The organism is Spirochaeta isovalerica, from assembly GCF_014207565.1.
GTDB classification, from domain to species: domain Bacteria; phylum Spirochaetota; class Spirochaetia; order DSM-2461; family DSM-2461; genus Spirochaeta_F; species Spirochaeta_F isovalerica.
Genome location: NZ_JACHGJ010000001.1, coordinates 693,847 through 707,308 on the forward strand (window position 1 = coordinate 693,847; position 13,462 = coordinate 707,308).

The 13,462-nt window shown below is 44.2% G+C and carries 10 protein-coding genes; 6 read left to right on the forward strand and 4 right to left on the reverse strand.

Going from position 1 to position 13,462, the window contains the following annotated elements; all coding sequences use genetic code 11:
- Positions 1-3 precede the first annotated feature (3 nt).
- On the reverse strand, positions 4-1,059 hold the full coding sequence (gene aroC, locus HNR50_RS02915; protein ID WP_184743460.1) for a chorismate synthase: 1,056 nt from the start codon (positions 1,057-1,059) through the stop codon (positions 4-6).
- A 128-nt stretch (positions 1,060-1,187) separates the two neighbouring features.
- On the opposite strand from aroC, the gene HNR50_RS02920 reads away from it, so the two are divergent.
- From HNR50_RS02920 to fdhF, 4 genes are read left to right on the forward strand one after another with little or no spacing between them, the layout of a single operon-like run.
- Positions 1,188-2,396, forward strand: coding sequence for a 4Fe-4S binding protein (locus HNR50_RS02920; protein WP_184743463.1), 1,209 nt, complete (start codon positions 1,188-1,190; stop codon positions 2,394-2,396).
- A 59-nt stretch (positions 2,397-2,455) separates the two neighbouring features.
- Positions 2,456-4,156, forward strand: coding sequence for an NAD(P)H-dependent oxidoreductase subunit E (locus tag HNR50_RS02925; RefSeq protein WP_184743466.1), 1,701 nt, complete (start codon positions 2,456-2,458; stop codon positions 4,154-4,156).
- Entirely contained in the window at positions 4,153-4,788 is a 636-nt protein-coding gene (locus HNR50_RS02930) for a 2Fe-2S iron-sulfur cluster-binding protein (protein ID WP_184743468.1), read from the forward strand. The genes HNR50_RS02925 and HNR50_RS02930 overlap by 4 nt, the downstream gene beginning before the upstream one ends.
- Positions 4,778-6,877 (forward strand): formate dehydrogenase subunit alpha, encoded by a 2,100-nt coding sequence (fdhF, locus tag HNR50_RS02935; RefSeq protein WP_184743471.1) that lies wholly within the window; start codon positions 4,778-4,780, stop codon positions 6,875-6,877. Before HNR50_RS02930 ends, fdhF begins: the two co-directional genes overlap by 11 nt.
- Here fdhF and HNR50_RS02940 read toward each other — a convergent pair.
- Positions 6,855-8,822 (reverse strand): thioredoxin domain-containing protein, encoded by a 1,968-nt coding sequence (locus tag HNR50_RS02940; RefSeq protein ID WP_184743473.1) that lies wholly within the window; start codon positions 8,820-8,822, stop codon positions 6,855-6,857. The two genes, fdhF and HNR50_RS02940, sit on opposite strands and share 23 nt — an antisense overlap.
- A gap of 122 nt (positions 8,823-8,944) precedes the next feature.
- Positions 8,945-10,195 (reverse strand): SPFH domain-containing protein, encoded by a 1,251-nt coding sequence (locus tag HNR50_RS02945; RefSeq protein ID WP_184743476.1) that lies wholly within the window; start codon positions 10,193-10,195, stop codon positions 8,945-8,947.
- Positions 10,196-10,427: 232 nt separating this feature from the next.
- On the opposite strand from HNR50_RS02945, the gene HNR50_RS02950 reads away from it, so the two are divergent.
- Positions 10,428-12,095, forward strand: coding sequence for a M30 family zinc metallopeptidase (locus HNR50_RS02950; RefSeq protein WP_184743479.1), 1,668 nt, complete (start codon positions 10,428-10,430; stop codon positions 12,093-12,095).
- Complete coding sequence (locus HNR50_RS02955) at positions 12,092-12,424, forward strand: hypothetical protein (RefSeq protein ID WP_184743482.1); 333 nt, start codon at positions 12,092-12,094, stop codon at positions 12,422-12,424. The genes HNR50_RS02950 and HNR50_RS02955 overlap by 4 nt, the downstream gene beginning before the upstream one ends.
- Before the next feature lie 43 nt (positions 12,425-12,467).
- Here HNR50_RS02955 and HNR50_RS02960 read toward each other — a convergent pair whose 3' ends face one another.
- On the reverse strand, positions 12,468-13,223 hold the full coding sequence (locus tag HNR50_RS02960; RefSeq protein WP_184743485.1) for a MerR family transcriptional regulator: 756 nt from the start codon (positions 13,221-13,223) through the stop codon (positions 12,468-12,470).
- Positions 13,224-13,462: the final 239 nt, after the last annotated feature.

The window sequence follows — 13,462 nt, forward strand, 5'->3', positions numbered from 1 at the left end:
CTCCTAAATGTGAAGGGCTTCCTGCCGTTTGTAATGATCTTCCAGAACCAGACAGGCCATGGCTTCCACGACAGGTACGATTCTCGGACAGATACAGGGATCGTGCCGCCCTTCGGTTTTGATGTTGACCTCTTCTCCTTCGAGATTGACAGTCCATTGTATTTTACTGATACTCGATGTCGGTTTGACAGCTATGCGGAAGATAATGTCTTCGCCTGTCGTTATCCCTCCGAGAGTACCTCCGGCATTATTGCTTACAAATCCGCTCTTGTCCATAGGATCATTGTGTTCAGATCCTTTCATGGAAGCGCAGTTGAAACCGGAACCTATCTCAAAGCCCTTAACGGCTCCGAGACTCATCATGGCTTTAGCCAGATCGGCTTCGATTTTATCAAAAACCGGTTCGCCCAGTCCGGGAGCGACACCGGAAATGCGGCACTCGACGATACCTCCCATGCTGTCCCCTTCCTCGGCAAGCTTCTCAATAATGGGAACCATTCTGGCAGCGGCATCGCTGTCACAGGCTCTCATGGGATTCTTTTCTATCTGATCAAAGTCGATGGTCCGGCAGCTGATTCCGGCGGCTTCCTTTGTATAGGCGGTTACGGAAACACCTCTCTCTTCCAGGATTTTCCTGGCAATGGCCCCGGCGGCGACGCGGCCGGCCGTTTCCCTACCCGATGCCCTTCCCGATCCTCTGTAATCCCGAATGCCGAATTTTTTCAGAAATGTAAAATCGGCGTGACCCGGACGGAACTTATCTTTAATATCGTTATAAGCGGAAGGCATGGCATCCTTATTGTACAGGATGACGAGTATGGGAGTTCCTGTCGTTTTGCCTTCGAAAAGTCCGCTCATTATATGAACTTCATCCAGTTCCTTCCTGGGAGTTGTCACAGAAGACTGCCCGGGTTTGCGGCGGTCCATCTGGATTTGAATATCTTCTTCCCCGAGCGGCAGTCCCGGTTTTACTCCATCGATAATAACCCCGACGGCACCGCCGTGTGATTCTCCGAATGTCGTAATTCTAAAACTCTCTCCAAAACTGCTTCCCGCCATAAATACTCCTGATATACGTTTCTATGAATAACAACTTACGGATTTTTCACCTTTCTAGTCAATAGGATTGTCCTTTCGCATAAAAACGATTGCTGGAAATATCTTTTCTAATATATGATTTCCTTCATATGAAAAAAACAACCCTGTTTCGCCTGTCCCGTTGGGGAATTCTTCTCTCAATTCTCGTTCTGACAACAGTAATGGGTAGACTTCATCAGATGATAAAGCTCTATCCCTCGACAGATGCCTTCTGTCCTTTCGGAGGACTGGAAACATTCTGGGCTCTTCTCAGATATAACAGCCTGATCCGGAAAGTCGCATTGAGCAGTGTTATACTTCTGGCCGTTTCCACCGGGACTGCCCTTTTATTCCGGCGATCATTCTGCGGAAACCTCTGTCCTCTCGGTTTCATTCAGGAATTGTTCGGAAGCGCCGGAAAATCATTTTTTAATAGAAAATTTTCCCTCCCCCCTCTAATCGATAAAATCCTGAGATATTTGAAATATGTCGTTCTGGTCCTTGTTCTTGCCCTGTCATGGCAGACCTTCTCTCTTGTCATTCAGCCTTATGATCCCTGGCTTGCCTATCATCATATAGGTACAGAAGATCTGTTTTCCAAATATCTGGTGGGAACCATTATTCTTTTTGCATCGCTGGGTTTGGGAATATTCATAGAACGGCCTTTCTGTCGCTATCTCTGCCCTATGGGCGGGTTTCTGGGACTTATTTCAAAAATAGGTTTTATCAGGATTCGAAGAAATACAGAAACCTGTATAGATTGCGGAATCTGTGACATAAGCTGCCCTGTCGATATATCCATTTCAACAGCCGAACAGGTTGCTACAGCAGAGTGTCTTACCTGCAGTGCCTGCATCAACCGCTGTCCAGTCGAAAACACACTGTTTTACAGCTTACCCGGTAAAAAGAAGAGGAAAGTTTCCACCGCTTTTGTTCTCTTCGGAACAGTCGCCCTTTTTACAGCGGTTATCGCCTATGCAACTGTGACAAAACAGTTTATCTGGAAAGCCGATACCGGTCTGGAATGGAAAGTGGAAAGATTACTGGCCGGTCCCGATCGGATAAAAGGAGATAATCAACCTGTCCATATCATCCAGATATATCAGATACCGCCATCATATCTTCAGGATCAATTTTCACTTTTGACGGAAGAGGATTTTTATAAAACCTTTGATGAACTGGGTATCGAACCTTCTGATGTGGGAGATTATGTCTCTATGCTCTATGAACAGGCAGGTATGGATCCGACAAAACTTCTCGGCGGAAACGGAGGCGGCCGCGGTCATGGCCGTAACAGCCATGAAGAGGATGACCATTAATCAGCTTTTTCTTGACAGGGTTCTAAAGGGCATTCAATCTTTATAAGAGGGGTCAACTAATGAATTCTATTTCCCTGCTGCCTTTGAAAACCTATCTTGATGAGCTTGAAGATAAAAGCCGCACCAGTCTTCTCCCGGCTCTACTGAAAGCCCAGGAACTTTACAGCTATATTCCCGAGGAAGCTTCACTGCTCATTTCCGATCGTTTGAAAGTTCCGCCGGTACACATATACGGAGTCATAGATTTCTATTCGCTTCTTCATACCGAGCCGGTCCAGAAACCTCATATACAAGTGTGCGTCAGCCCTGTCTGCTCCAGCAGGGGATCACATAAAATAATAGAGGCTCTAAGGAAAACCGATGAGAAGAAAAGGATATACGTAGAGGCTGTTCATTGCCTGGGTCTATGTACGAATCCTCCCTCGGCTCTGGTTGACGGAAAACAGATCTGCCGTGTCAGTGCCGATAAAATCGATGACCTGATCGCCGGCCGGGGGGCGCCTCCTGTCAACAACAGCCGGAGCAGCCACCCTGTCCTTACCGGAAGATTTGAGCATGATAATGGAATATCCCTTGAATCCTACAGAAAAAGCGGCGGTTTCTCCGGTTTGAAAAACGCCCTTTCCATGGAACGCAATAAAGTCGTTGATCTGGTCAAAAACAGCGGGCTTCTCGGACGGGGCGGTGCAGCCTTTCCCACTGGCTTGAAAGAAGAGAGTTCGGCAAGAGACGGAAAAACTGATGTCTATATCATCTGTAATGCCGACGAGTCGGAGCCGGGGACTTTTAAAGACAGAGTACTTCTTCAGAGAGACCCCTTCAGCATCCTTGAAGGTATGATAATCACAGCTTATGCCATCGGTTCGAATAAAGGGTTCATATATATCCGGGGTGAGTATGAAGCGGAGCAGAAGCGATTCGCTGAAGCGATAAGAGATGCGGAAAAGAACAGTCTTCTCGGGAACTCAATACTTGGGTCGGACTTGAGCTTTCACGTGGAAATCCGCTCCGGAGCCGGTGCTTATATATGCGGAGAGGAAACGGCTCTCTTCGAATCAATCGAAGGTAAGAGAGGGTTCCCCCGCAATAAACCGCCTTATCCTGTAAATTCCGGCCTTTTCGGCAAACCGACAGATATAAATAACGTTGAGACTTTCAGCTACATCTCCCATATACTCGCCCGGAGCGACTATGCACCGGACGAACTCCCCTCTCCATCCGGAACCAGGCTTTTCTGTTTATCGGGAGATGTCAAACGTCCGGGATTATATGAACTTCCCTTCGGAACTCCTCTGAGCGATGTCATTTACAAGTGGGGAGGCGGGATTATAAAAGACAGAGATCCGGGACAGATAATTTTGGGTGGAGCTTCCGGAAGCTTCGTTCCTCCTGAACACTACGATATTCCCCTTGATAACCAGAGCCTTAAAAAAGCGGGGTTATCCATGGGGTCTGGGGTCATAATGGTTTTCGATGACAGCCGGTCCATCCTTTCATTGCTCGAAGATATCACTTCGTTCTTTAATCATGAGAGTTGTGGAAAATGTTATCCCTGCAGGTTGGGAACAGGAATTCAAAAGGAAATAATCAGCAGAATACACAAAAATGGTCCGGAAAAAGGCGATCTGGAAAAACTGGAAGATATAGGTATGACAATGAAAGATGCCTCATTATGCGGACTGGGCCAGACCGCCTCTACCGCCGTCTTAAGCGCCATTGCATTAAAACCGGAACTATTCGGCAAGGAGAGGCAATCATGAATCAGATTTCACTGACCATTGACGGAAAAAGGATTCAATGCGAAGAAGGTCTGACGATTCTGGAAGCTGCACGCTCACAGGGAATCGACATTCCTACGATCTGTTACCACGAAAGTCTTACACCTCCCGGTCTTTGCCGGCAATGCGTCGTTGAAGTAAAGGGCGCCCGGGTCCTTCTCCCTTCCTGCATTACGGAAGTGAAAGACGGCATGGTCGTTGAGACGTCATCACCCAGAGTGATGAGAGCCCGCAGGACAATACTCGAGATGTTATCCGCTTCGGCTGACTTATCTGAAGCACCTGATCTTAAAAAACAGATTGACACCCTTCAAGCTCAAACTGAACGATTTAAGCCGAAGGTTCCCAATATCCAGGAGCCTCTGATAGACAATCCATTTTATATCCGCGACTACGGGAAATGCATACTCTGCGGGAAATGCGTACAAGTCTGTTCCGAAGAAGTCCAGCTCTCATATGCCCTGACTGTCGCCGGTCGGGGTTTTGACAGCCGAATAGCCACCTTTTACAATCGCCCCCTTCCCGAAACCAGCTGTGTTTTCTGTGGAAACTGTATAGAAGTCTGTCCAACCGGAGCCTTGAAACCCAGAAAGGAATTTGAAAATGAAATTTGACCGAACGGTAAGCACGACCTGCCCCTATTGCGGAGTGGGATGCCAGATTGATTTGAATATAAAAGAGGGAAGAATCATCAGCGCTAAAGCTTCTGAAGGCAAAGCTCCCAATTTCGGCAGACTCTGCGTGAAAGGCCGGTTCGGAACAGATTACACTCATCATCCCACAAGGTTGACAAAGCCCCTCATCCGTAAGGATCTGGATAAAGAAAAAAGAGAACCCTGCGGTATGGAAGGCTTCAGAGAAGCTTCATGGGATGAAGCTCTCGATATGGCTGCAGACCGGATAAGCCGGACGTTCCTGCAATCCGGCAGCTCCGCTTTCGGCACGTTCTGCTGCGCCAAGGCGACAAACGAAGATAATTATCTGTTTCAGAAATTCGTACGCTCTGTTCTGAAAACCAATAACATCGACCATTGTGCCCGTTTATGTCATGCGGCTTCTGTAGCGGGGCTTCAGAAAGCGCTCGGCTCGGCAGCGATGTCCAACTCCATTGCGGAGATGAAGGATCTGGATCTTTTTATCGTTACCGGATCCAATACAACGGAAACTCATCCTGTCATTAGTACCTATCTCAAAGAGGCGGTCGTAAAAAATAACGCCCGTTTGATTGTTATCGACCCCCGTAAAATTGAAATGGCCAATTTTGCCATCCTCCATATTCAGCACAAACCCGGAACCGATGTGGCTGTCTACCAGGCTATGGCTCATGTGATAGTAAGAGATAAACTGTACAGCAGGGATTTTATTGACAGAAGAACGGAAGGTTTTGAACAATACTCCGCTTCCCTCGATGCTTGTACACCGCAATGGGCGGAAAAGATTACCGGAGTTACAGCGGATAAAATCGAACAGGCAGCCAGACTCTATGGGGAAGCGGAAAAAGCCGCGTTTTACTGGGGCATGGGGATCAGCCAGAGCGTTCATGGAACTGACAACACCTTATCCATTGCCAATCTGGCATTAATGTGCGGCCATCTGGGAAAACCGGGAACAGGGGTCAACCCTCTGAGAGGACAGAACAATGTTCAGGGCTGTTCCGATTCGGGAGGACTCCCCAATATCTATCCCGGTTACCAGAACGTAGCCGATGAAGAATCCGCTTTGAAGTTTGAAAAAGCCTGGGGTACGGACCTCAACAGAAAACCCGGTCTGACAACGCTGGAAATGTCCGATGCCATCGGAGAGGGTATCATCAGCGATTTCATTATTATGGGGGAAAACCCCCTCATGAGTGAACCGGATCTGAACAAAGCGAGGGAACATCTTTCCAAACTGAAGAATATGATTGTCATTGATATATTCCTGAACGAAACGGGTCAGTATGCCGATGTCATCCTACCGGCGGCGGCTTTCTCCGAAAAGAACGGCACTTTTACCAATAGCGACAGAAGAGTCCAACTGGTTCGAAAGGCTTTGGATCCTCCTGGAGAAGCCCGGGAGGACTGGCAGATCATCAGTGAGCTGGCTAAAAGGGTTGGAAGGAGAATCGGACAGGATTTCTCCTCTGAATTCAATTTTTCAAGAGCTGATGAAATCTGGGATGAGATGGCAGAGCTGGTTCCGGCATTCGGCGGAATCAGCCACGAACGGATTGAAAGAGAAGATGGAATACACTGGCCCTGCCCCGACAAATCTCACCGGGGATCGCCATATCTTTTCAGCGATTCTTTTCCGAGGGGAAAGGGAAAGTTTCATGAGCTGAAACTGACGAATCTTTCTGAACAGCCTGACGACGATTTTCCCTATATCCTTTCGACAGGCAGAGTTTTATACCACTGGCATGGCGGGACTATGACAAGGAGGTCGGTTCTGAACGATATATCCCCCCGCCCCTTTGTTGAAATCCACCCTGATGACGCCCGGAAAGAAAATCTGGACAGCGACAGCACAGTTCGTGTTTCGTCCCGGAGGGGTTCCATCGAGCTGGACATCCGTATCAGTGATCGGTCACCAACAGGCGTTTTGTTTATCCCCATTCATTTCGCCGAAGCTGCAGTCAATGAACTGACCAGAGATATACGGGATGCTTCGGCAAAAATACCCGACTATAAAATCTGCGCTGTTAAAATTGAAAAGGGGCGCTGATTCCCAGTTGTGCAAGTGCTTCCGTCGATGAATTGACGGGTTTCAGACAGTAATTATCCCGGCAGATCATAACTGTTCCGGGTTTTTCAGAATCATTTTCTTCTCCAGAAGAGAAAAACATCAGGTCGGGTATGTAATTTTGTTCTATTTCTCTTCTCAGCGTCTCTTTCTGCTTTCCGCTGAAAGTGGCTACATAGGGTTTTTCTGTAATGGTATTGATAAGAGAGTTCCAATGAGCAAAATGTATGGACCCTTTTTCACAATGAGCTCTAACGGCCCTGACCATAGATTCAGCCCGATCTACATACTGATCATTATGGAGCATCATTCCCATGCGGAATAAATTCTCAGCTGTCTGAGAGTTGGATGAAGGAATAACATTGTCGATGATTTCCTTCTTCCTGGCTATTAATGGTGAATCCACATCAGATTTATAGAATAAAAGAGGAGACCGGGAGTCGTGAAAGTGCGAAAGCACATACCGGGTTAATTGGCCTGCAATTTCCAGCCATGGAGAATCGAATGTGATTTCGTAAAGGGCGATGAATGCCTGTACGGTAAAGGCATAATCATCGAGAAAACCATCAATATAGGGCTTTCCGTTCCTCAGGGTTCGATAGAGCCGCCCATCAACAAAGAGTTTATCAATTATATACTGACCGGCCCTGACAGCTCGATCCAGAAAAGCCTTACGGTGAAAAGCTTTATAAGCATCGGCGTACCCTTTGATCATCAGCCCGTTCCAAGACGTCAGTATTTTATTGTCCAAAGAAGGTTTATTCCTTTTTTCCCTCTCCCCGAGCAATTTTTTCTTTACCTCTATCAGGTCGTCAGGGACTTCAACATCTCTTCGAATATGAAGGATATTTTTGCCCTTTTCCCAGTTTCCTGTTGATGTTACGGAATAGTATTTTTTTACAGCATCGCTTCTGTCACCCAGAATCTGATCAAGTTCATTTTCAGTCCAGATATAATACAGACCTTCCACGCCGTCACTGTCCGCATCAATGGAAGAGTAGAAAGCGCCTTCGGGAGATGTCATTTCCCTTTCGATGAAAGCAGCCGTTTCAAAAACGACCTGTCTGTACTTATCCTTTCCCGTTCTTTTGAAAGCATCGCTGTACAGGCTCATCAGCTGACCGTTGTCATAGAGCATTTTTTCAAAATGGGGGACTTTCCATTTCCGGTCTACGGAATAACGGGCAAATCCACCACCAATCTGATCATAGATTCCACCATCAGCCATTCTGTCCAAAGTCAGGAATACCTGATCACCGCCTTCAACGTTACCGGAAGAATAACTGTATCGTAAAAGAAATTGCAGAGCCGCCGGCATGGGAAATTTGGGCGCACCCATCTGCCCGCCTTCTACAGCATCCTGCAAATGAAGCATTTTGGTGAAAACACGATATGAGAAATCCGCATCAAATGATTCATTCCTATCTGCTTCCGGATCTAAAAGTGATTGATTAAGAGCTTCGGTTAATGAAACTGACTGTTCCAGAAGCTTATCACCTTTCTCTTCTGCATATTCAAGGATCTGATCCAGCAGCTTCAACCAGTTTTGAACAGGAAAATAGGTTCCACCGAAGATCGGTCTCCCGTCAGGAAGAGCAATGACATTGAGCGGCCAGCCTCCCGAACCTGTGAGAATCTGAACCGCTTCCATGTATATCTGATCAATATCGGGTCTTTCTTCCCTGTCTACTTTGATTGAAACGAAGTTTTCGTTCATAAACCGTGCCGCTTCTTCATTTTCAAAACATTCTCTTTCCATGACATGGCACCAGTGGCATGCGGCATACCCGATACTGATGATAAGAAGCTTGTTTTCCTTTTCTGCTTTCTTTAGTGCCTCTTCTCCCCAGGGATACCAGTCTACAGGATTAGTGGAATGCTGAAGAAGATAGGGACTTGTTTCATATTGAAGCCTGTTTTTATTCATATTGGAAACCCTGAAATTTCATTTGTTTTATCTAATATAGTGAGGATTCTCTATTTTTCAAACTAAAAAAGAGAGACTGCCGGCAGGAGGCAGTCTCTCAAAATATTTCAGACAGTATTGATTTACTGATTCTGAGTCTGGTTCTGAATCTCTTTCTGAATATTCATAAAGGATTCGAGTCCGACAGCGTCCCAGGGATTCATGGGAGAGCCTTCGCCTCCTCCGAAAATCATCATTTCGGGAAGATCGACGCTCGCCATGTTTTTAGAAACGACGTCGGCAATCTTGAGATCAAATTCTGCTTTCTGCTGAGGAGTCAGACCGGCGGCGACTTTCAATCTGTTAGATTCAGCTTCCGCTCGTTCTCGAACGAGTCTGGCTTCCGCTTCCTCCTCGGCTGACTGTCTGTTCAGCCTGGCGACTTCAAGCTGCTTCTGGGCGTTAAGCTCGGCAACTTCTTTTTCCTTCTGAGCCTGTGTAACAGCTGTAATTTTCGCTACGTTTTCATCGGCTTTCGCTCTGGCTTCCCTGGCTTTACCTTCTTCTTCCGCTGTTATGGCATCCTGACGGGCCTTTTCAGCGTTGGTTATAGCTACAGCTTTTTCCTGTTCGGCTTTTTTCTTCTGAGCGATGAGCGCGTCGATAGTTTCATCGTAATCGATATCTTTCAGAGTATTATTAACCAGCTCCAGATTGTATTCCTTGAAGATACCCGGTTTGGTCACGATGGGATTTCCCGCTTCATCTGTTTTGATAACAACTTTAGTAGAAGTCGCCATAACAGGATTGCCCTCTTCATCTACTTCATTTGTAGGAGTCTGCACTTCCACAGTTGTCGTGGCATATAAACCATGTGCTATCTGATCTGAAATGAGCTGTGCGAATTCCCCTCTTCTTGTCGAATAAGTCTCATCCGCTTTAAATGTGGAAGCCGTCTGTTTTTCGACTTCGATTACCCATTGTCTGACCTGGGCTGCCATGGACTGAAACGATCGGAAGTTTCTGTGGATTTTGATAATATCCTCATCGATCAGAGGCATTCTCCACTGCGTTACGGAACCGATTTCCGCCGTACCACCATCTCCGAATCTAACTGTAGTAGCCTGCGTATCGCTACCCATTCCGCCGTCGAGCGGATCGTTCGATAAATAAGTTTCATGGGTTCTGTAATACTTTGTGATTTTTCCGAACATCTGGGGATACAATCCCTCTTCTGTCCTGATTGTAAGAGTACCGGTAATGAATGCCTGTTTGACGTGAATCTCTCCACCTTCCACTGTCTCGACGAGAGACTGCGAGAAAAAGAGTACCACACCGGCAATAATAGCGAAAACTACTAAAAATCCGATTCTCCTGGGACTTACTTTTGCCATTGATTTTCCTTTTATTCAATGAGATTTGCGGCGCCATATTGCGCACATAATAAAAATAAACAATTTCTGAAGAAATTTCACAGGAAAAATTTATTTATTAACGGTTATTTAAGATTTAGTTGTTTTTAACAATATTACCAAAATTTTCCTTGTCTATTTATATTATAAGTGAAAATATAAAACGTTTATATCTGCAAACATTATTTTAACAAAACCAAATAAAGAGGTTTTCATGAAAATTAAGAAATTAATACAGCTGTTGGGAATTTTGATTGTCATTATTTCCTGTACACAGCCTTCATCAAATGATAGTGAGTCTGAATTTTCAATTATTACTGAAACAGAATCCTTAGGTTCTACACCACAAGATGTCTATTTTATTTTTACAAATAGTTCTTCGAGTACAACAAAAGTTGCACCGGAAGTGAATAATAACACAAGAAACCTTGATTCTAATCTGGCACAGGATAAAGAGGAAATAACATATACTTCAAACAGATTTTCTCATTCATATGGTATCATTGAAGAAATTAGGGAATATGAATCTTTACCGATCAATTTCCAATACGATAATTCGAGAACAGTTTCATCTCCTGTTTTTTCTTACACAGAGTTTCCCGATAATCCCAATGTAGATTCAAAAGATTTTTATATTTCAAATACAGGTTCAACAACTGTTCGATCAACAAACCGATATTATGAAACCATGAATAATGGAACAAAAGATATAACTTTATCCATTTGGGTAGCTGATGAAAGTTGGGTAACTGGAGGATCAAAGAACGATTTGATTACTTCAGAAATGATAACAGCTCTAGCCAGCTCTTTTTTAATTGCCGGTCCCGGTAACGATATATATGACTGGGTTACCGGAATATATGGTGAGCCATGGGGTGACCAGCCTTATCCATACCTTCTGCCTCTTGCTGCTGCTGACAACATTACAATTCTTTTATATGATATAGACAATGATGATGCAGATGCTATTACAAATGGAGGAACAGTCGGTTACTTCTGGAGTAAAGACAACTTCAAATATAATGCAATTTCAGATCCGGGATCTAATGAAAGAATTATGTTTTATATTGATTCCTCCATGTTTGCTCATGCTGATGATCTCGGTCCCTGGGAAGTTGCTGATTCATGGCCTTCTACTGTAATAAGTACCTTGGCTCATGAATTTCAACATATGATTCATTTTTACCAAAAACAAATCCTCAATGGAATCTCATCCAGTACTGATACTTGGATAAATGAGATGTGTTCCTTAGTAACAGAAGATTTTCTTTCCAATAAGTTAAATGTAACCGGACCCAGAGGTCTTATTAATGCAGGCGATGCTGGAAATTATCCCATAGACGAAGGAAGACTCCCTCTTTTTAATTACTGGAATGAAAATTCTTTTATGATATGGGACTACAATGACAGTGATCTAGTTTTGAGAGATTACTCTTCAGCCTATGCTTTTGGTGCATTCCTTGCAAGAAATTATGGAGGAGCAGCTTTATTTCAACAAATTGTACAAAGCTCCTTTACAGATGAAAATGCATTAGTGAATGCTGTTAATACAATAAATTCAACTAATTTGGATTTCAAAGATCTGCTTGTTGCCTGGGGAGAAGCCGCTATTCATACGAGCGATACAACTTATACTCCCGGATATAATACAGGAGCTTACTTTACCAGCGACTTAAATGGTATAACCTATAATCTTGGTTCAATAGATTTAAACAATTATGATCCCCAAATATTCTTTTATGATAGCAATTGGGTTATGCAAGAAATGGGTCCTGGTACTAATATTCTATACAAAGCTGGTTCCAACCTGACTGGTGAACAATCATGGAACCTTATCGTACCGAGAGGTGTAACAGTCACAACAGTTTTAATGGATTCATGATGAAACAATATTATAGAATTATAATAAATTTATTTGTATTCTTTTCAGTATTTACTTCCTTAACCGCTATGGGATCTAAAGATGATCCCATTGAAAATGAGGCACTAAGTCTAACAGGAATAATAAGAATAACAGGTAGTTCTCCCAATATTCACGTTACTTTAAAAACACAAGAAGGGATTTCTTTTTTTTTAATTGGAGAAAAAGCTGATGAGCTTGGCTCACATCATCAGTTACAAAAAGTAAAAATAGTTTATAAACAATTATCGCCGCAAAAACCTGGAAAACCTGCGGAGATAGATGTATTAAGTTACGAAATTATTAATTGAAATAAAAAACTGTTTCAGATTAACCTGAAACAGATTTTTTATTTCACTTAGAACAATAAACCCGGATAGCATCGCGAATAAAGACTGCAAGCCCTTCTCCGTATTTATCGATATTCTTCGTAAATCGAGGATCATCGACATACATTTCGCCCAGGCCTGCCAGCATTTCATTATTTACCTGGTAGAACCATTTCGTCATGTGCTGCTTCCACCGTTCAATCTGATCCTGAACAGCTTTATCGTCGGGATCAGAATCCATCAGGGAAACGAGAGTCTTGTAGATATCTTCCGATTCGGCTTTTATGGCCGCCCACTCTTTTTCCCCGTATTTTTTAGTCCTTCTGCTGCTTTCCCTGTAGGCATCGGTATTGCCCCATCTCTCTTTCACTTCCGCAGCGTATTTTTCCTGATGCTCTTCAATTTCCTTCATGTCGAAGGCATCGAACATTTTTTTCTTTTCCATAACTTTACCTTCCTGTCTGGCAGTTATCGTCTCATCCAGAGCAGTAATGATCCTATCGAGACGGTTTCTTTTCTTAAGGAGAAGCTCCCTTTGCCTGCCGAGTGCGTCCACTCCTCCGAATGAGGGATCCGCCATCATCTCTTTAATGGTTTCCAGAGAGAAATCCAATTCCCGCAGAAATAATATCTGCTGAAGCTGACTGATGTTTTCTTCACTGTACAGCCTGTAACCGTTTTCTCCCACCTTCTTCGGAATAAGCAGTCCGATCCGGTCGTAATGATGGAGAGTCCGTACGCTAATCCCCGCCATTTCGGCCATCTCTTTAACTTTATACATCTTCTTTCTTCTCCTCAGACTTAAGATAAAGTATTACGTAGCGTCATAGTCAATCATAATATTCATTTTTCTTGCAATAATTGTTATTTCGGTTTTTAATAATAATAACTCTATTCAATCAGGCTGAAGAAAAGGGGTGGCCCTTAAATAGTCGCGGATAGCCATGAAGGATTCATTTCCCGAAAGGCTTCCGGATATGGAATCGGGATCTGAATCCTCAGAAAAACTTAACTGAGGAT